General features: G+C 69.8%; 6 protein-coding genes. All 6 read right to left on the reverse strand.

The features are described 5' to 3' along the window. Positions 1–2: 2 nt before the first annotated feature. Genes BM353_RS16890 through BM353_RS07350 form a run of 6 tightly spaced genes read right to left on the reverse strand, consistent with a single transcriptional unit; the run spans position 3 to position 21402 of the window. Positions 3–947 carry a glucosamine inositolphosphorylceramide transferase family protein gene (locus tag BM353_RS16890; RefSeq protein ID WP_177220483.1) on the reverse strand — a complete coding sequence of 315 codons (945 nt, stop codon included), beginning with the start codon at positions 945–947 and terminating at the stop codon, positions 3–5. Continuing rightward, on the reverse strand, positions 944–1651 hold the full coding sequence (locus tag BM353_RS07330; RefSeq protein ID WP_177220484.1) for a septation protein IspZ: 708 nt from the start codon (positions 1649–1651) through the stop codon (positions 944–946). Before BM353_RS07330 ends, BM353_RS16890 begins: the two co-directional genes overlap by 4 nt. After that, the gene (locus BM353_RS07335; protein ID WP_177220485.1) at positions 1648–10344 is read right to left on the reverse strand and encodes a type I polyketide synthase; all 8697 of its coding nucleotides are present in this window, start codon (positions 10342–10344) and stop codon (positions 1648–1650) included. Before BM353_RS07335 ends, BM353_RS07330 begins: the two co-directional genes overlap by 4 nt. Continuing rightward, the gene (locus BM353_RS07340; RefSeq protein ID WP_177220486.1) at positions 10341–13088 is read right to left on the reverse strand and encodes an acyltransferase domain-containing protein; all 2748 of its coding nucleotides are present in this window, start codon (positions 13086–13088) and stop codon (positions 10341–10343) included. Before BM353_RS07340 ends, BM353_RS07335 begins: the two co-directional genes overlap by 4 nt. Beyond that, the gene (locus tag BM353_RS07345; RefSeq protein ID WP_092078683.1) at positions 13085–20038 is read right to left on the reverse strand and encodes a type I polyketide synthase; all 6954 of its coding nucleotides are present in this window, start codon (positions 20036–20038) and stop codon (positions 13085–13087) included. Before BM353_RS07345 ends, BM353_RS07340 begins: the two co-directional genes overlap by 4 nt. After that, the gene (locus BM353_RS07350) at positions 20035–21402 is read right to left on the reverse strand and encodes a glycosyltransferase (RefSeq protein WP_092078686.1); all 1368 of its coding nucleotides are present in this window, start codon (positions 21400–21402) and stop codon (positions 20035–20037) included. The genes BM353_RS07345 and BM353_RS07350 overlap by 4 nt, the downstream gene beginning before the upstream one ends. Positions 21403–21406: the final 4 nt, after the last annotated feature.

Raw genomic sequence — 21406 nt, forward strand, 5'->3', positions numbered from 1 at the left:
GGTCACTCCAGGCGCTGTTGGGCGGCCTGCCGCGCCGCCGGTGCGATGGGCCCGACGGTGGCGCCGTCGACCGCCACCAGCCAGCCGGCGGCGTCCGCGCGTATCAGCTCGATGTGGTGCATCCCGAGGGCGTTCCAACCCGATTTCGACGCCGTCAGGATCGGACTTTCGGCAAGCTCTGTCTCCTCGTATCGCGCCCTGTCGAGATGCTTGATCTCGAAGAGGCGCACCGCAGTGCCGTAGGTCGGCCACCCGTCCTGTGCCGGGCGGAGCGTGCGGCCGCCGACCTCGATGAGCCGCCCGCCGGGGCGACTGGCACGGCGGTTGCCTGCCCAGAGCGGGCTGGCGGGGTGTTCTGTCCATGGCCCGGTCGGCGCCTCTGCGAAAAAGAGCCGCATCTCATCCAGACCACGCTGAGCAAAGAGCCAGAAGAGGCCGCCCGCCGCATGCAGCGTCGCATCGGCGTAACTGCCCTTCAAAAGCGTGCCCACCTGACGCCAGCCGCCCGGAAACCGGTCGGCGCGATAGAGCCGCACTTCAGCCGCCTGCCGTGTTTCCGGGATCATGTAATGCGCCCCCTGCCAATAAAAGACCTGGGGGTAGGACAGATGGATGCTGTCCTCGAGAACGACACCTTCGTAGCGCCAGCCCTGACCATCCTCGCTGGTTGCGTGCGCAATCACGCCGCGCCCCGAGAGGGCATCGAGGACCTCGAAGAACATCAGGTAGCTTTCGCCCGTCCGGATCACGAAGGGATCGGCCACTGCAGCCGCGCGCCGATCCGTCACATGACGCGGTGTCAGGGTCGGGCGCCCCCGCGGATCGATGGGCGCCAGTTGCGTGAGCGCGGGCCCGCTGTAGATCGCGATGGACCAGCGATACCGCCACTGCCATTCCAGTGCTGGATCCGCGGGGCGCGCGGCGACCGAGGGCTCCAAAGAGGTCATGACCGGGGCTCCTTGCGGTCTGGCGCGCCGCTGTCGGTATCGGAGGATTTCGCGGAGCGCTTCGGGGCCTCCAGCAACCCGCGGCGGCGTAGGGCGCGAAACGCCGGCCGGCTCAGCACGCCGGTCGCCAGCGCCATCGCCGCGAGCGAGAGCGTCCCCCAGATGGCCCGCCATTGCAGCGCGTCCTCCAGCGGCATCCGCAAGCTGATCCAGAAGTAAAGCGCCGCCTTGACCAGAAAATACACGGCCCAGGTGAGGCTGAGATAGTCAAAAAAGCGGTGCAGATCGGGGCGGTCTTCGGTCGAGATCCCCCCGTGGCGCACCGCGAGTTCCTCGATGAGCGGGGTCTTGCCCCGGGTGCTCCAGAAGAACACGATGCCGACCACGAAGTTCGAGATCACCCCCTCGTATTGGAGCATGAACGGGGTATCGGAAAGCAGGTCGATGGCGCCGAAGACGACCGTGAGGCCGGCGGCCAACAGCCCGAGGCGGGTGTTGGCGATGCCCATCCAACGCCGGTAGAGAAAGCCAAGGACCACCGCAAAAATCGCGGCCGCTATGGCAAGGCGCACACCGGCGAAACGCTCCACCGCGAGAAAGAGGATCAGCGGCCCGGCCTCGATCACGGCCTGCCCGATCCGCGCAAGGCGGGACGGCTCCCCCTTGCCGGGCGCGCGCTGCGGTGAGGATGGCGTCTTGCTCATGATACGGGCTCCGCTTGGGTTCGGTGGTCCGCGCGGTCGAGCCAGCCGGAGAGCGTCTGCGCCAGCGTCGATACCTGCGGGGGAAGGAACATGGATAGATGGGTACCCGGAACGGCGGAGGCCGTCGGGGTGCGGGCGACAAACGCCTCCCATCCAAGGGTGGGCGTGCCGTCCGGGTCCGTGGGCTGGCCGAGGTCCGCATCAAGGTGCCGCGCCCGGACGACATGCACCGGCACCGGGGGCGCGAGTGCGGCGGGCCGATAGCGCGTCGCGGCCTCCGCGTTGGATCGGTAGACGGCGATGAACCGGCCAAATTGCTCCGGCGTCAGATCGGCGGGCAGAACCCCGGCCTGCGTCAGCCGGCTTGCGAGTTGATCGACAGCCTCGGCGTAGGAGCCCACCACCCCGCGCGGCCGCAGATCCAGCGTCTGGCCGGTCAGCTTGCCGATCCTGAGACCAATGTGGCGCACCCACTCGATATCGTCCTTCGGCGCGTTGCCTGGTGCGCGGGCGGGGGCCGGGTTGTCGAGAATGGTCAGGCTGGCAACGCGCCCCCCGCGCGCGGTGAGCCGCTTTGCCAGCTCGAAAGCGACGAAGGCCCCGAAGGAATGGCCCACAAGGTGACAGGCCGAGCCCTTGGTTGCCTCCAGAACCTCCGACAGGTAGCAATCCGCGGTCTCATCGACCGTGGCCGGGATCTTCTCCGTGGGAGCATGTCCGAACCCGCGCAGACCCCAGGCTGGTCTGTTCCCGTCCAGCGTCTGGGCCAGTGCCCGCAGGTAGACCGGGCTCCCTCCTGCGCCCGGTACGAGAAAGACGGGGGCGCCGACCCCGCCGTCCGAAAGCGGCACGATCAGGGGGTGTCGTTGCCCGGCCATCCGGATCTGTGGCGCGAGCGACTGGATCGTCGGGTTGGACAGGACCGTCGTCACCGGAAGGTCCACCCCCCAGCGATCGGCAATCATCGCGATCATGCGCACCGCGAGCAGGGAATGCCCGCCCAGATCAAAGAAACTCGCATCGCGCGGCGGGCCGGGATGCGAGAGCAGCTCTGCCCAGATCGTGGCCAGCCCCTGCTCGGCGGCGCCCTGAGGTGCACTCGGCCTGTCCGCGACGCGGGCGACGCGAGGCTCGGTGTCCAGCAGCTTGCGCAGGGCAGCTTCATCGCGCTTGCCGTTCTCGGTCAGCGGGAGCCGGTCCAGCAGGACGATCCGGTTCGGAACGCTGGGGGCGGGCAGAATTTCGGCCATGCGCGCGCGCAGTCGCCGGGCCTCTGCCGCGCTGCCCGCGCGCGCTGGCCTTGGCGTGTCGCGCGTCTCCCCCCGGGGAACGAAGGCGACAAGCCCGGCCGCCGTGGCCAGCACATGGGCCTGCCGCGTGTTGTCAACAACCGTCAGCGCAGCTTCGATCTGCGTGAGGTCCACGCGGTGACCGCGCAGCTTGATCTGCCGGTCCTTGCGGCCAAGCACCGTCACCCGTCCGTCCGGCAACTGGCGCGCGAGATCGCCCGTGCGGTAGAGCCGCTGGCCGCCACGGCGCAGAAAACCGCCCTGATCGCCTGTGCCATCCTCCAGATAGCCCTCGGCCAGCGCGATCCCCGACACGGCAAGTTCCCCGACCGCGCCCGGCAAGACGTCTCGGCCAGCCGCGTCCACAAGATGCACCGCGCTTCCCATGGTCACACGCTCAAGGGGGAGGCTGTCTTGCAGACACCTGTTTTTGCCCTCGCTGTCGGGCGGGGCCTGAAACTGACCGGTCATCACGCCGATGGTCGTTTCGGTCGGTCCGTAGTGGTTGTAGATCTGAACACGCGGATCACTGGCCGAGAGGCGCGCCACCCAGTCAGCGCGCGCGGGTTCGCCCCCCAGGATCAGCGCCCTTCGCGGGAGGACAATGCCGCCTTCCGTGAGCGCTGCGAAATGCGACGGGGTGATCTTGAGATAGTCAATGGCGGCGTCGTGCATCGCGGCCTTGAATAAGGCGGGATCGAGGCAAACAGGTTTGGGCAGGATATGCAGCGTGCCGCCTGCCGCGAAGGCGCCGAAGAGCATCGTCATCCCCAGATCCGCCGCCGGGGCCGAGCAATGAGCGAAGGTCGCGCCCGGGGCAAACGCGAGGTCCTCGACAATGCTGGTGAGATAGGCCGACAGCGCCGTCTGCGGCACGATCACGCCTTTGGGCCGCCCTGTCGTGCCCGAGGTGAAGGCGATGTAGGCGGCGGCGGGTCGCTTCGGCGGGCGGGGAGCAGCAGAGGAGGCGGCGACGGGGCTCAGCCTGCCCCGGTCGAGGCACAGAGCGGCGCCTGATGTTGCGATGGCGGCCTGCGTCACGGCATCGGGCCAATCGGGATCGATGAGCGCCGGAGTTGCGCCCGCCCGGTGACAGGCGAGGACCCCGATCACGAAGGCCGCCTCGCGGCGCGCGGTCACCGCGACCACGGCTCCGGGCTCGGCGCCGGCCCGCTGGAGTTGCTTTGCCCCCGCCAGGACCCTCTCCCACAAGGCCCCGTAGGAGAGCCGGGCATCCTCGGCGGCGATGGCCGCGACGTCCGGTGTCGCGAGGCTCAGCTGTTCGAGCCGGTCAACCACGGGCGTGGCCCAGCCTTCTGGCAGCGCGCCCCCCTGAAGGGCCGGCGCACCGGTCTCGGCGCTCCCGATCTGCGCCAGGGGCCGCTCGGGGGCCGCCAGAAGCTGCGCCGCGAAGGCTTCGAAGACGCGCGCCATCCGGTCCGCCCCCTCGGCCGTGAAGAGCGCGGCATCGAGCCCGAGCCATCCGTTGATCTGCGCGCCGTCAACGAGGGTGACGGTCAGATCGAATTTGCCATCCCCTTGCGCCGGTCCGCGCCTCCCGAAGTCCGCCTCGGCGCCGCCGGACACGAAATTGAAACTCGCGTCGAACAGCGGCGAGCGCCCGGGATCGCGCGCAATCCGGAGGGTCTCCACCAGCAAAGCCAGGGGGTAGTCATGATCGAGCGCCTCCAGCACCGCACCACGGACCCGAGCCGCAAGATCGCGAAATGTCTCTCCCTCGGCGAGCAGGCTGCGGATCGCGATCGGATTGACGAAGTAACCGACGGCCTCCGCCATTGCGGCGTCATCGCGCCCGGATTGCGGGCTGCCGATCACCAGATCGGTCTGTCCGGTGTAGCGGTGCAGGAAGGCGAGCGTGCAGGCAAGGCAGACCGTGTAGGGGGTGGCGCCGAGCGCCCTCGCAAGGGTGTGCACGCGATCGGAGGTCGCCGCAGTGAAGGACAGCGCCGTGCCGCGCCCGCGAAAGGATTTCACCTTTGGTCGTGGCAGGTCGGTCGGCAGGGCCAGAACCGGAAGAGGCGCGGCGAGCCGGTCGCGCCAGTAGCCCAGCCGCCGCGCGCCCTCGTCGCCCGTCAGCTGCGCCTTGGCCCGTCGCATCGCCTCTGTGTGCCCTGCGTCGAGCGCGATCTGCCCGCCGTCAACGAGATGCAGGAGTTGGCGCCGGATGATCTCCAGCGACCAGCCATCGGCAAAGGCATGGTGAATGCTCACCAGCAACCGCGCCGCGCCATCATCGAGGGCAAACCAGTGAAACCGGCAGACCGGCCCCGAAGCGAGATCGAACGGCGCGTCATGGGCCCGTTGCAGCCGCTGCTTGAGACGATCCGCACTCAGACCGCGCGCATCCACCGCGTCCCAGCCGGCGGGGCCGGCGGGCAAGACCCGGAGCGCGGGACCGCGCGCGGTGTCGCGGATCGTCGCCCGGAGCATCGGATGCGCGGCCACAAGCGCGTCCGCGGCGCGTTGCCAGTCCGCCGCGCGCGCGGGCGCGGGCACGTCGAGGGGCAGCGAGATCGTATAAGCGGTCGAATTGGGGGCCATCCGCCATAGCATCCAGAGCGCGCGCTGGCCGTGTGACAGCGCCAGCGCTTTATCCTCCGACACCGGCACTGGCGACGGCGCCGCCGTGCCGGAGCGCTCCTGTTCGAGCCGCGCCAGCACCTTTGCACAAAGCGACGCGAGGGTTTCGCGATCGACCAGCCGGACCAAGGGAACGTCAATCCCGAAGTCCGTGTGCAATTCGCGCCGCAGCCCGAGGGCCATCAGGGAATCCAACCCTGCGCCGGTCAACGGATCGCTGGCATCAAAACCCGCAGGCAAGGGGCCGCCAAGGACGCTCGCAAAGGAGCGGCGCAATTCGTGGAGCGCCATATCGGCGGGCGATGCGTCGTCGGGGAGCGCCCGCAGCGTGGCGATGATCCGCGGGGTGCTGCCCGCAGCCTCGGGGGCCTCTGGCTCGGTTTGCGGGGGGGCGGTCGCGTCCGATTTCGGCGGCGGGATGCCCTGCGCTCCGGGCGCGATGTCCGCGTCGATCCAGTAGCGGCGACGGTCGAAGGGGGTCGGCGGCAGAGCAACGCGGCGCCAGCGGTCGGTGCCCAAGGTCTCTGTCCAGTCCACGTTCACGCCGCGGACATGGAGGCCCGCCAGCGCCTCGGCAAAGGCCACCGGGTCCGGTCGGGCGGGCGCGAGGCAACAGAGCGCCTCCTCGTTGTTGCGGTCGGCGGCATCCGCCGGGCCGGCCCCTGCAACGGAGGTGTCGCCCACCAGGCCGGAGAGCACCGGGCGCCCGCCAAGTTCCAGGAACGTGTCCACTCCCGTGGCGCGCAGCGCGTCGAGGCTTTGCGCGAACCGGACCGCACCACGCAGCTGAGCGGCCCAGTAATCCGCGTCAGGGGCGGTTTCGAGGGGCGCTCCGGTCAGGCTGCTGACCATCGTCATCCGGGGCGGGGACTGCGCAAGACCCGCAGCAAAGCGGGCGAGATCCGGCAGGATCGGCTCCATCAGCTCCGAGTGGAAGGCATGCGAGACACGCAACCGGGAGACATGGTGCCCGGCGGCTTTCAGCGCCCGCTCGGCGCGTATGATTTCCTCCGTTCTGCCCGACAGGACGGTGGATGCGGGCGCGTTCACCGCCGCAATGGAAAGCTCGATCCGGTGGGTGGCGAGCAAGGTGCTCAGCGCGCCCTCATCGAGCGCGACCGCCAGCATCGCGCCGTCTTCCGCGACGCTCTGCATCAGGCGCCCGCGCGCCTCGGCCAGCCCGGCGGCATCCTCCAGCGAGAGGCATCCGGCCCGGTGCGCCGCCGCGATCTCCCCGACCGAATGGCCCAGAACGGCGTCCGGCGTGATCCCCCGGGCCCGCAGCAGATCGTCGAGCGCAACTTGAAGTGTAAAGATCGCCGGTTGCGTGTAGCGGGTCTGGTGAAGCAGGTCCGATATGCCGAACATCACATCGGTGAGGGGGCGGCCGAGCAACGGGTCGAGCCGTGCGGCACAGGCATCGACCGCCGCGCGGAAAACCGGCTCCGCGGCATAAAGGCCCTGTCCCATGCCGGACATCTGGGAGCCCTGGCCGCTGTAGAGAAACGCGAGCCGGGGGCGCCCCCGCGCGCGGGCGGGCACTGCTCTCTCAAGCGCGGCCCGCGCTGTACCGCGATCCTCGGCGACGATGGCCAAGCGGTGGGATAGCGCGTCTCGCCCCAGATGCGACGCGATGCAGATGTCCCGGAACTCCGCTTTCGCGGCCCCGTCGGCGAGCTGCGCCATCATCCGGTTCCGAAGCCGCGTCAGCGCCGTCGGGGAGTGGGCAGACAGCACGAGAGGCACGGGCCGCGCCGCTGCGGCATCAGCCGTGGACGTGCTCTCCGCCTCGCCCGCGAGAGACGGCGCGGGCCTCCGCATATTCTCCGCGACCGGCGGCGCGGGGGCGATGATCACATGGGCGTTGGTGCCGCTGATACCAAAGGAGCTGATGCCGGTTGCCTCGGGCATGTCCTCGGGCCAATCCTTGCCCTCCCGGGCCACGTCGAGCGCCATGCTGTCCCACGCGATCCGCGGGTTTGGCGTCTCCATATGCAAGCTCGCGACGATCCGTCGCCGCTCGGTCTGCAGCACGGCCTTGATCAAGCCGACCACGCCCGCAGCGGCCTCCAGATGGCCGAGATTGCTCTTTACCGAGCCCAACGTCACCTTGCCCAAGGCCGACGCCCGCCCGGCGAACACCGCGCCCAGAGCGCCCACTTCGATCGGATCGCCCAGAGCTGTCCCGGTGCCATGCGCCTCGATACATCCGATCTGGTCGGGCACCATGCCAGCATCGTCGAGCGCGGCGCGCAACAGGGCCTGCTGCGCCGGCCCGTTCGGCACCGTCAGTCCGCTCGTCCGGCCGTCGTGATTGATCGCGCTGCCCTTGATCACCGCGCGGATGTGGTCCCCGTCGGCCACCGCGTCCTCCAGCCGTTTCAACGCGACAAGCGCGCAGCCTTCGCCTCGGACATACCCATCCGCACCGGCATCGAAGCTGCGGCACCGCCCGCGTGGAGAGAGAGCCCCGGCGCGCGCCAGCAGCAAGCTGGTCTCGGGCGAGATGATCAGGTTGACGCCGCCGGCCAGTGCGACATCGGCCTCACCCGCCCGCAAGGCCCGCACCGCCAGATGCACCGCCACGAGCGAGGACGAACACGCCGTGTCGAGGGCAAGACAGGGGCCGGACAGACCGAACACGAAGGAAAGCCGCCCGGCGGCGGTACTGGGCGTGTTGCCCGACCCCAGATAGCCCCCGATCTCCAGCCGCTCGCGCATCGTCAGCCGTTGGGCGTAGTCGTTGGTCGAGATGCCGACATAGACGCCGGTCCGGCTCTGGGGCAGTTCGGCAACGGGCAGGCAGGCATCTTCAAAGGCGGCTTGGGCAACCTCCAGCAGCAGCCGCTGCTGCGGGTCGAGGGTGCGTGCCTCGCGCGGCGAGATGCCGAAAAAGGCCGGATCAAACCCTGCGATGTCGCGCAGGAACGCCCCGTGTTCGATCGCCTGACTGGCGGTCTCGATGCCGGCCGCGCGCAGGCTGGCAGCTGTCCAGCGGTCCTCCGGCACCGAACCGACCACGTCCGCGCCGTCCTGCAGGGTCTTCCAAAGGGCCTCCGGCCCCTCCGCGCCCTCCGCCTCGGCATCGGACGCGGAGGGCACCCGGCAGCCGATGCCGATAATGGCGATGTCGCCCGTGGCGGCCGTGCGGGCCCGCGGGGCCGCGATGCGCGCGGATGAGCCTGCGCTTGGGTCAGTCTGACGGGTGAGGAAGGCTGACAGCCGCCGCACGGTCGGATGATCGAAAGCCACCGTCTGCGGCAACTGCCGCCCGAGCCGCGTGCTCAGCCGATCCGTGAGCTCGACCACATCGAGAGAGCCCAGCCCAAGATCGAAGAAGCCGACCTCGGGGTCGATCTCCTCCGCCTCGTCGCCGAGCAAATCCATGACCAGCCCGGTCACGAGGGCCTGCATCTCCCCCTCTGCGGGCGCGGGGTCCTTGCTCGCGGGCTCCGTGACGCGCGACTGCGCGGTCGTTCCCCCCGCTTCGAAGGCCGGGGGGACGCGGACGGGATGCCCCTCCACGAACAGGCGTCCGATCAGCCCCAAAACGCCATCCCGCGCAGGGCGCGCCGCGGTGTTGGCCGCCAGGGCCGTCGCTTTTTTTCCCCGCAGGATATCGCGGACAAAGCCGGTCAGATTGCCGCCCGGGCCCACTTCGATGAAGCGGTGGACCCCATCCTCATGGAGCCGCTCGATCGTCTCGCGAAACCGCATGGGCCGGGACCACTGCGCCGCAAGCAAAGACCGGATCGCCGCCGGGTCATCCACGAATGGCGCGGCGCTGCAGCACGAATAGGCCGGAATGCGCGGGGGCTGCACATCGACCGATGCGTAGATCTCTGCAAGTTCGGCGTCTGGCAACGGAAACCCGGCGGTGTGCACGGCGATGGGCAGTCCCTCCAGCCTGAAACTGACGTGCCCCGCGCGCCGCAGGCGTTGCTCTATCTCGGCCATGTGATCGGCAGGCCCGCAAAGAACGGTTTGTTGCGGGCAATTGTCGAGGGCGATGCTGACCGCGCCGGCGCCGGTGATCGCATCACCAAGGGCGTCCCGCCCTGCCGCGGTGACGGCCAGCATGCTGGTCTTTGCGAGGGCCACGTCGCCCGCCCCCGCCATGCGCCTGACGCGCGAGATGAGCTGATCGCCAATGTCCAGCGCCGCGTCGGCTGACGCGACAATCCCGGCGGCGGGAAGCATCGACAGCTCGCCATAGCTGTGGCCGACGAGGGCATTCGCCGGCAGGTCGGGACAGAGATCGTGCAGCACCTCCCACAGGCAAAGGCTTGCGGCGATAACCGCCTCGATCTCCTGATCGAGACCCGCGCCGCGCCCATCGTCTGCGCTTGTCCCACCGCGCTCGCTCGACTGCGGCACCAGCAGGGGATTGGCCAGAAGCGCGCGCCGGCGGGCCTGTTGCAGCCCTCCAAGCCACGTGTCGGCGGCCGGGAAGTCGCGCCGCAACTCCGCCATCAGGCGGGGATTGTGCGCTCCGAACCCGGGAAAGAGGAGTGCCGTGGCCGGCGCATCGGCGCCCGCCGAATTGTCTGCAAAAAAGACTGACCCCGCGAGCGCAAATCGCGCGGTTGCCTCCGTGGCGGGATCGCTGCGGGCGAGCCGTGCCTCGGCCCTGTCGATCTGGCTGGCGTGATCGCCGTCGCGGCACAGCAGCGCAAGCCGGACCGGCTCGTCCTCGCGGGCCGGAGGTGTCGGGGCAGACCGCGCCGCGGAGAGCCGCCTGAGCAGGGTCTCGCGATCCGGGGCCGATAACAGCAGGATCCGGGCGTCAGACTGCTCCGTCATGCGGTTGCCCTGACCTGCGGGCCGACGATGAGCGTCCCGCCTTCCCAGCGGAGCATCGGCACTGCGTCCGGCGGCGCCCCCGCGCGCCATTCGCGCTGCGCGATCTGCGCCAAGAGGGCATCAATGTCGGGCGCTGCAAGCCATCGGCTCAGAGCGTCCGGCCCGAGGATCCTGTGGGCGATCACGCGCGACCAGATGCCGCCCTGCGCTGCGAAGGCGTCGCGCCAGGTATCCAGATCCAGCACCAATTCGGCGCCATCCGCGGGTTTGGTGAACCGGTCGACCCCCTCGCCGAATATCCAGTTCGCCAGCACCGGCGGCAGGGGCACTTCGCGCTGACGAAGCGCCGTGATGCAGGCGATGGGCCGCCCGCCCTGCAGAAAAACCGCATTCGCTTCCGATCCGAAGCCGGGGATGCCGCGCAGGCGGACGCGACAGTCGACCACCGACCCGGCAGGGGGCATGGCGCGGAAAATCCTGACCTCGCGCGCACTCACCGGAAAGAAGCCGGTCGACGGGGATCGCCCCCCCTGCCCCAACATCCAAAGGGCGACCAACTGGCCGGCGGCGTCGAGCATCATGGGATCGATCCGCGCGAATGCGGCGCTCTGATCGGTCGCGCGGGCCGGGGACGCGCGCAGCCGCAACAGCGCATCGCAGCCATCTGCGCCGATGGCGGTGATCTCATCGACAAGCCGGTAGCCCGGGCCGTGAAAGGCGTAGTCGCGATAGAACCGCTCGGCAGTCCATGAGCTGGGCGTGCTGGTGGTTGCAAGGGCCGGGATGGCGTCCGACCGGGCCGTCTGGGGCATGCGGTCTGCGACACGTCGGGCGCGAAATCCAGGCGGCATCCCCATCGCGGCCAGCGCGACGTGCTGGCCGTCGGGGCGGTCTGCGGTGCAGGCACGAAGATCCAGAGAGTGGCCATCCAGCGTGATCCAGTTTACCGCCTCCAAATCGCGCAGAACGATTGGAAAGCCCTGCACACATGGGCGCTGCGTCGCCTCCGCCGCCAGTGCGACGCTCGCGGAGAAGGCCAGCACGGACAGGCCGCCCATCGCATGGTCGCGGATGGCAGGATCGCCCTCGCGGGTCAGGTGCCAGCCGAGATCACCGGTCGCGGCTCGGTCGTCGGGGCCGGGCGCGGGCCGGCCTTGGGTCGCTGCCGGATCGGGGAGGCGGCTTGCGGCGGCCGCGTCCTCGCGGACTGGCCCGCTGGCCAGCGCCTGGCGCGCGCGCGCCACCAGCGCCCGTTGCCGCGCGAGCGTCTGGCCACCGGCTCGGCCGCCGCGCGCGATCTGCGGTGCGTCATCTTGCGTGCGTCTGCGTGTGTCGGGACAGCGCGCACCGCCACCCGGTCCAACCCGGCTTGCCGGCGCGCGGCCCAACACCTGCGCCAGGCCTTCGAACGCCAGGGCGATGCCCTGAATGTGCAACAGCGCGAGCAGCCGCAGAACCTGCGCCATCTCACCGGTCCTCGACGACAGCATCGCCCCTGCCATGTGCACGCGTCCGCGCAGGGTGTCCTGAACGAACGCCGTCAGCTTGTCGTCGCACCCGACCTCGATGAATGTCCGCGCGCCCCTGTCATACATATGCGCCACGGTGTCGCGGAACCGGACGGTATCGGTCCACTGCGCGCCAAGCGCTTTGCGGATAGCGTCGGGGTGCGGCCCGACGGCAGAGGCGTGAAAGGATGAGATGAACGGGATCGACGTGGGTCTGAGCGGCAGATGCGCATAGCTCTCAGTCAGGACCCGCTGCCATTCCGCGAAGAGCGGCGTGTGATAGGCGCGTGCGAAGGGCAGCCTGCTACAGACAGCGCGCCGCTGCGACAGATCCGCGATCACACCCCGCACGACGGTCTCGCGCCCGCCGATCACACATTGTTGCGGGCAATTCTCCATCGCCATGAAGGCCCCCGACCCATGTGCGCGGAGCGTCTCCGAGACAAGGTCGGGCGACGCGCCCCCAACGGCGAACATCGCTTCGGCGGTTTCAGGCAACGGCAACGCTTGCCCCGCCCGGCTGGCGCGCCTGAGCCAGGCGCAGATGTCCGCGCTGCGCGACGCCGTATCACCGCCCGCGACAAGCGCCGCGGCGTGCTCGCCGTTGCTATGCCCCGCAACCATGTCGGGATGGACGCCAAGCCGGCCCAGCATCTGGCACAGGCCGAGATTGGCAATCGTGCCGAGCTGCCCACCGTGGGCAATGTCGTAGAGCCTGCGGGCCCTGCTTTCGCGTGTCTGCGCGTCCTCACTTTCGGCGCCGTGGAGCAGATCGGCGATGCCTGCCTCTCCGTGTCGGGCGTAGGTGGCCTCCAGCGCGTCGAGCCATGTGTTGAGGTCCGCGATGCGCGTCCGGGCTTCGCCCAGCATCCCGGGCCTCTGCGCGCCCTCTCCGGAGAAGAGAAAGGCGATGGACCCGGGCGCGGCGCCGCTGGCGTAGTAGAGCCCGGCGCTGCGGTGCACGATCCGCGCTGCGGTCCGCGTGGTCAGGGTCTGCCGGGCCGACGCAAGCGCGGCAGGCATCTTCTCCGGCTCGGCGACCAGCGCAAGGCGCTCCGGATGCGCGGCGGGATGCGGACCGGGCTCGGGGGGGGCTGCTGGCGCCCACCGGGCGATGGTCGCGTCCAGTCTGGCGATGAGCTCGCCGCGGGTGCGGGCCGACAACAGCACGAGGGTTTTGGGCGTGGCTCCGCCTTTGACTCCAAGAGCAGTGGACGACACCGCAGCAGGGCTCATGCCACGTCCTCTTCCGCCGGGCCATGGCGCCGCAACATCCGCGCGCTGAGCGCCAGCAGCCGCGACAAGCCGCCATCGGTTTCGCTGGCCCAGGGCCCCTGCCCGGCGACCACCTCGCTGTCGGCTTTGGTGCCCCATGTCATCTCGTCCGCAAAAAACGCGCGCCCGGCCTCTGGCGGGATCGTGCGGATGCCCTCGCGCCGGAGCATGGCCTGAACGCCCGCGCCGGCCATGCCCGTCCCGCTCCACGGGCCCCAGTCGATGCTCAACACCCGCACGTCCGGCCACGCGCGAACCATTTCCGATCCGATGCGGGCCATGGCGTCGTTCGCCGCCGCATAGTCACACTGGCCGCGATTGCCGAACCGACCCGAAACGGAGCCGAAGAGCACCACCCAACGCAGCGCCTCCGGTCGCAGCTTCGCCCGCAAAACCGCGGTACTCGCCACCTTGGTAGCAAAGACACGGTCAAAGGACGCCAGATCCTTGCTGCAAAACCGCTGATCCTCGATGACGCCTGCGCCGTGCAGCACCGCGTCGATCCGACCATGGCGCGCGTAGAGCCTGTCGATCACCGCGCCGAGCGCGTCCGGAGAGCGCACATCGGCCTGGTGGTAGGAGACCTCCGCACCGGCCTGTTCAAGACGCGCGATCGCCGCGGCGCGGGGGTGGTCTTCCGCGGTCCCGTCCGGGGCGGGTTCCCGGCCGACCAGCGCGAAATGAACGCCGGGCCCGGCTACTTCGGCGCAGATTTCAGCGGTGATCCCGCGCGCCCCGCCGGTCGCCAGCACGACGCCACTCGCGGGGATCCGCCAGTCGGTCGGCGCGCCGCTCCTGATCAAGGGCGTTGCCCGCGCGGTATAGGCGAACCGGCGACCATTGCAGTAGGCGACCTCGTCCCCGCCGCCGGGGACAAGCGTTTCAAGCGCAATCGTCCCGGCCAGAAGCTGCGCGTCTTCGCTGACATCAAGATCGAGCACCTTCGCCATGATCTTCGGGTGTTCGCGCGTGACCGAGGACAGCAGGCCATGCAGACCGCCGCCGCGCGCGCGCCGAGCCACCGCTGATCGCATCATATCGGGGTAGGCAGGGGCGGCCGCAACGATCCGGAAAGGCACCTCACCGTCGATTTCCTCTTCCAACAACCGGAGCAGTTGAAACAGCCGCCGCGCCGGGTGGGTTGCACAGGGCTCCGCCACATCCGGGCTGGGGGCGGCCCATTCGGTCCCATCCATGCCGTGCGGACCTTCCGCGAGCGCAAAAAGATCCACCACCGCGCCAATCGCTCCGTTCACCATCCGCAGCACCGCAACGCGGATCGCAAGCGCTTCGGGGTCGTTGAGATCCGCCCGGGAAATCACCGAGACACGCACCCCCTGCCGGAGCAGCTCGGACCGGACACGCTCTGTCAAGTCGGGCGGACCTTCCGTCACGATGCAAAGGCCGTCGAGGGGAATGACAGCCTCGGCGCGCAGCGGCACCTCCTCGGCCCGGGCGCTGAAACGAGGGCAGGCGTGCGGGGCGGCGTCCGATTTTGCCGGGCCGTCGGGGGCGGGCTCATCTGGCGCGGTCGTGCCCGTGGCGGGTGCGGCCTGGGGTGCAGCAGCGGCGGGAGATGAGACGATGTCGAACACGGCATCCGCGAGCCTCGCCACGGTCGTCGCGCCGACCAAGACGTCTGAGCTGTCCTGCAACGCTTCGGTCAAATGCGCCGGGAAGCTCTCGATCAGATCGCCCATTATCTCGATCCGCTTCAGGGAATTGACCCCCAGATCCGCCGCCAGATCGAGGTCTCTGCCGATTGTGCGCTCCGCATAGCCGGTGCGCGCGGCGATGATGCGGATGCAATGGTCGGCCAGAGCCTCCCGGTCCTGCGGGACCGCGGGCGCGGCGTCCTCTGGGGTGGCCGCGACGGCGCTTTCATCCGGTGCCGTGCCCGGTGGCGGTTCGGCCGCGCGCGGCTCGGCCGGGGTCGCGGCGGTCTCATCTGGCCCGAACGCTGCTCCGTCCTCGCCGAGCATGCCGGAGAGCACACGTTCCTGCTGCTCCAGAAACAATCGCATCGTTGCCTGGTACTCCGCATAGACGAGGTCGCGCGGCGTGCCCGCGTCTCCTGCGGATACCCGGTCAGATCCGGCCAGCCGGTCGCGCGGCGGATCGGCGGTGTCGGCGGTGCGAAACTCCTTTGCGCCCATATGGCCCGGCGTTCCGGCCCGCCAGACCCGGCCGCCATCGAGCAGCCACTCGGGATCAGCCGGTGGCGCGGGAATTGCGTCCAGTGCCAGCACCGGCACATTCCGGTCTTCGAACAGCGCGGTGAGGTCAATCTCGCGGCCTTCCGCCCAGAGTGCGCCGAAGCTGCGCAGCCATGCCTCCAGCCCACCGTCGGTCGCCAGCGCATGGTGCGGCCTGTCGCCGAGGATCTGGCCGACGAGCCCTGTCAGCGTCCGCCCCGGGCCGATCTCGATGAAGCTGCGGACGCCCGCGGCCCACATGGTCTCCACCTGCGCGATGAAATCCACAGGTGCCTCCAGATGCCCGGCAAGGCGGTTGGCGATTTCGGCGGGCGCGGTCGGATAGGCGCGACCGTCGAGATTTGCGTGAACCTCCACCTCCCCGAGCGGCAGGATGGAGGCGTCGGCCAATGCGGCCGTAAATTGCTCCTGCACCGGCGCCATGAGCGGGGAATGGAAGGCAGACGAGACCGGGAGCATCCGCACCGCGACCCCCGCATCGCGAACGCGCTCGCACGCCACCTCGATCGCGGCCCGGGATCCCGACAGGACGGTTTGCTTCGGCCCGTTGAGGTTGGCAAGCACCACGCCGCTATCCGCGCCGAGCCGGCTGCGCAGCTCGTCAGCGGCGAGGCCGATCATCGCCATCGTTCCATCCTTGGGCCCGAGCTCGGCCATGAGGCGGCCACGCGTCTCGGCCAGCGAGACCAGCGTATCGCGGCTCATCGCACCGGCGGCGTGAAGGGCGACAAGCTCGCCAAAGCTGTGCCCGGCGTAGCGCGCAGGCGCGAGGCACAGGCGCCGCGCGAAATCCAGCATCCCGCAGCTGAGCGCGGCAAGGGCGGGCTGCGCGATCTCGGTCGCCGCCAAAGCCGCCGCTTGGGACGCGCGCGTGGCTGGATCGTGGGCCGCGGTCGGCAGGATCTCCGCCCGCTGGCGGCACGCGCTCAGCGCGGCGTGCACCTCCCGCGCATAAAGGGCGAGCTCCGCCCCCATCTGGGGATATTGCGCGCCCTGCCCCGGAAACAGGACGGCCAGTTCGCCCTCCGCCGGCGCCAGGGCCAGCGTGAGCCCGACGGTTTGCCCGTCTTCGCGCCCCGCAAGACGCGCGAGAGCCCCATCGATGCGGCTCAGCAACTCGCCCGCGTTGCGCGCCGTGATGGCGGCACGGGCCGGCGTCGGGCCCTGCTGCTGCGCTTCCAGAATGGAGCTCAGGGAGAGCGTGCGCAGCTCGCCCGCTGGTCCGGCCCGCGGGTCCATCCGTTCAGCGGCGGTCCGCAGGCGCGTCAGGGCCTTGACCAGATCGCCTGCGTCCGCACCGGCAGCAGTGAACACCTCCGCTGGCCAACGCGCGGCGCCCAAGGGGGCCATGGCGTCGTGCTGCTGAAGGACCGCATGGAAGTTGACGCCGCCGAACCCGAAGGCGCTGACCCCCGCGGTCGCCGGCGTTCCCTGCGGTTGCACCCAGGGCTGTGCCACTTGGAGCAATGCCGCGGGCCCCTTGGGATCATCGAGCCCCTTGAGCGGGGCCTCTACCCCGGGATGCGGCGGCAGCACGCGATGATGCAGTGCGAGCGCGGCCTTGGTGACCCCGACAAGACCAGCCGCCGCGCGGGTATGACCCAGGAGCGACTTGGCGGATCCGGCAATGCACGGGGTCCCCGCGGGCGCACCCTGCGCCGCGTTGCCGTGCTGTGACAGCGCTTTGACGAGGGTCTCCACCTCGGTTGAATCGCCCAGCTTCGTGCCGGTGGCATGGGCCTCATAGAGACCAAGGTCGGCCACGCTCGTGCCGGCCATCCCGTGCGCGCCATCAATCGCGCGCACCTGGCCCGCGGTTTTCGGTGCCGTGAGGCCAAGGCCCCGCCCGTCGCTCGCGCCGCCGATGCCGTTGATCGTCGCATAGACCCTATCACCATCCGCGATGGCGTCGCCGAGCCGCTTGAGCGCGAGGACAACCACGCCTTCCGAGATCACGATGCCATCGGCGGCGGCGTCGAACACGCGGGCCTGCCCGGTGGGAGAGAGGGCGCCAGTATTCGAAAACGCAACATAGGCGTGGGGCGAGAGTTCGGCCTCGACCGCCCCGGCAAGCGCCAGATCCGACCGCCCCGAGTGCAGCTCGCGGATCGCGATGTCCAGAGAGGCAAGCGAGGACGCGCAGGCCGCATCGACGGTGAAGTTCGGGCCACCGAAGTCAAACCGGTTGGCCACACGGCCGGCGACCACATTCAGCAAGATGCCGGGAAAGGTCTCTTCCGTCCATTCGGGCAGGCGCGCGCGTTCCTGCGCATCGGCCTCCAGCACCAGCGGCAACCCGCTGCGCAGCTTGTACATCTGTTCGACGTCCCCCGCGCTTGCGACCCCGAAGATAACCGCGGTGCGGGCCCGTAGCGCCTCCAGCCGCCGTGTGCCGGTCAGCCCCGCATCGTTCAGGGCGCGCGTCGTCGCCTCCAGCGCCAAGAGCTGGGGCAGGCAGATCGAGCCCAGAACCTGGGGCGGAATGCCGTAGCTCACCGGATCGAAGGCGACAGGATCGATGAAGCCGCCCCATTTCGACTGGATCCCGTCGGGGTCGGGGGGGCTCTGGTCCGGCCGGTAGAACAGACGCCAATCCCAGCGGCGGTCCGGGACTTCGGTGATGGTGCTGCGGCCATCCAGCAATAGCCGCCACAGACCATCGGCATCCTCGGCCCCGGGCACGATACAGCCGATCCCGATGATCGCGACGGGTTCGGGCGGCGCGGCGCGGGCGGGGGCTGTTCTCGCTTCGGTCGCGGCTTGCAACTGCGCGATGGCGCCCTCGGTCACGGCTGAGTGGAGGTCGCCGATCGAGGTGGTCCTGCCCATCAGAGCGGCCGCTTCTCCCATCATGAACAGCCCCTCCTGCCGTTGCGTTTCCGCCGGCGCGGCAACAAGGTCCGCGCCCTCGCGGATGATCCCTTTCGAGGCGAGGCGCAGGCGCCCCGTGACCACTCGCTCCAGCGCCTCTGACAACGCGGCGCCCGTCACACCCTCGGCGCTCAGCCGGCTGCGCTCGCCTTCGAATGTCTCGACAAATGCGGTGGGTGCGCAGCGGATGGCGTGTCCGGGCCCGGTCTTGATCGCGGCGGTCGAGCGGCAGGCAATCGCCGCCTCCTGAAACGCCGGACCGATGGCGCCGCTCCGTGTCGCGTCCTCGGTCAGCAGATACGCGCTGCCCATCAGCAGACCAAACCGCGCAGGAAAGATCGGCACCGCCATCGCCGCGATCATGGCGGCGGAGCGCGCGTCATGGATGCCGCCGGCAAAGAGCACATGCACGTCGGACCTCAGCGCCTCGGGCAGCGAACGCAGCACCTCGACCACCGCCCCCCAGAGCGCAAAGCCGCCGAGCGGGCCGATATGGCCGCCACACTCCGCGCCTTCCACGACGAAATGCCGCGCGCCCTGTTCGAGATACTGCCGCAGCAGCGTCGGCGTCGGCGCGTGCAGATAGGTGGTGATGCCCTGTTTTTCCAACCGGCGCGCCTGTTCCGGACGCCCGCCGGCGATCAGCGCGAAGGGTGGCCGAGTGGCCTCGACCGCGGCGATCTGCGGCTCGAGGACATCAGGGGAAAGATATCCCAACAGCCCCACACCCCAGGGTTGGCTGCCGAGCCGTTCCGCCGTCGAGGCCAGTACCGCGGCGGCATCGCCCCCTTCCATCATCGCCAGCGCGAGCATGGGCAACCCGCCCGCGCCCGCCACATGGGCCGCGAAAGCAGGCCCGTCGCTGACCCGCGTCATCGGGCCCTGCACAAGCGGAAGCCGGGTGCCGTGCGCCGCGGCGAGCGGGCCATCCGGTGCCAGCGCGCGCCGGTTCAAAGCCCTCTCGGGCGCCTCGGCCGCTGTCTCCCGCACCTCGGCCACCAGACGACCGAGACGCCCGCAGCGGCGCGCCACCTGAGCCTGCGTATCGAGGCCCTGACCCACCGGCAGCGCCCAGTCATCCGGATCGCCCCAGCCCATCCTCGCGGGCGGCTCTCCCCCCGCAGCGGCGCGGAAGGCCTCCGCTCCGGCCAGATCGGCCCGGCATGCCACACGGACCGCGCCCGATCCCCTGGTTTCGATCACCGCCGTATCCGTCCCGGCAAGGGAGGCCAGCTTCGCTATCACGCCGGAGGGCAAGGCGGTTTCCGCCAGATGGATCAACGCATCGTCGAGCACGACGCCAGCGGCCCCCGCAAGCCGGCTCGCGGCCGCAGTCGCCGGGCCGATGGCTCCTTGTATCCAGAACGGATGTGCCCCGGTTGCGAGGCGTTGGGCGAGGATGAAGGCGCTTTCGCGGCCTGAAACCCCACCGCATTCGGATCCGCGCCCCAGCACGCCAGAGATGCCGAGCGAGGGGTCGATCTGGTCCAGATCGCCTGCATCCGCGATCTCCAGCCAGATGCTCCGGCCGGGTGTCATCAGAGCCCTGAGCGCAGAGGACGGCCGATGCTGCCAGCCAGTCAGCACGACGTCATGGGGATGACCCTCAAACCCGCCGAGCACATCGCGCTGATCCGGCGTTGCCCGGACCGCCAGCGCGCCGCCGCGCGCCCGCAGATGCGCCACGTCGGCGGCTGTCCAACTGCGCGTTCCATCGACGGCGGCGTCCAGAAGCGCCGTGGCCCCGCAGCGCAGCGCGGCCTCTGCCAATTCGATGCCGAAGGCGGCAGGAGCCAGGCAAATGACCCGCATCTTCGTGGTCATGCGCGATCCTCCGCTTGTCTGTTCCCGGACGCCAGCGCAAGGCCGAGGTCCTCTGTCGCGCGCTGATCGGGTTTTGCCGATCTGCGTGTTGCGCCGCGCGCAGGTTGGCCGAGGGCGGTTTCGAGACTCCCGCAGGCGGTCCCCACGCCGTCTTCCCGTGCGATCCGGTCCGCGGCCCGCAGCGCACCGCGCTTCAGCTCAGGGTCGGTCGCCACTGCGTCGATGGCCCGCGCAACCTGCTCGGCGGTCAGCGTGGCCGCCGCCAACGGGGCCGGACCGGCCCGCAGATGCGCAATCCGCTCGCCCCAGAGCCTCTGGTCATAGCCAAACGCCACGGCGACGCTCGGCGTGCCGCTCTGCAACGCCATGGCCACGGATCCCGCGCCGCCCTGGTGGACCATTCCCGCGACCCGCGGAAGCAGCCAGCCGTAGGGCACCTTGTCGATGACGAACATGTCATCGGTGAGCTCGACCCCCTTCAGCCCGCCCCAGCCGGAAATCAGGATCCCGCGCCGACCCGAGGCCCGCAGCCCCGCGACGACCGCGCGCGTGACCTTGCGGGCATCACCGCCAACCTGGCTGCTGAAGCCGATCGCGACGGGGGGATCGCCTTCGTTGAGGAACGCCTCCAGATCGGGCGGCGGGGTATAGATCGCGGTGTCTTCCAGAAACCAGTACCCGGTGACATGCACATGCCGCCCCCAATCCCAGGGTTTCGGCAGGACACTGGGGCTGAAGCCGAAGAGATGCGGCGCCCTGCGCAGCCGGCGCAGCTCTGTGCGCCAGTCGAGTGGGGCGAGGCCCAGGCTTTGCTTGCGCCAGCGATCCACCTGGGGCTGACCGATACGGGTGAAGGGAAGCGCCTTGCGCCAGGACAGACGGTTATGGACCGGCCCGCCGACCAGCGTCCGGCGATCCTGAAACGGGTTCGCAAAGACGCTCGTCGGCAGATGCAGCGCCGGGGTTGCACCCACGACGAAGAGGGGCACGCCAAAAGCTTCCGCCAGCGAGGGCCCCGCCCGCGTCCAGGACCAGCAGAGGATCGCATCGGTGCCCGCGCAGGCCTTCGTGCACGCAACAAAGAGCTTGTCGAGAAACGTGCCGAGATAGTCCTGAAAGAAGCGCTGAAACGCCTGCTCGTCTCTCAGCCGGTCGCGCATCGCCGCCCCGGCGGCGCCACCGAAGAAGCTGGCGGCCCGGCCCGTAAGCGGAAAAAAGTCCAGCCCGTGTCCTTCGACCCAGTCCTGAAAATCGCGGGGCGCCGCGAAACGCACGGCGAACCCCCGCGCCTTGAGCCCCAGCGACAATGCCAGAAGCGGCTGCACATCTCCACGGGAGCCCAGAGCGAGTACCGTAATGTGCATGGTC

It is taken from the genome of Poseidonocella sedimentorum (assembly GCF_900116005.1).
Lineage (GTDB): Bacteria > Pseudomonadota > Alphaproteobacteria > Rhodobacterales > Rhodobacteraceae > Poseidonocella > Poseidonocella sedimentorum.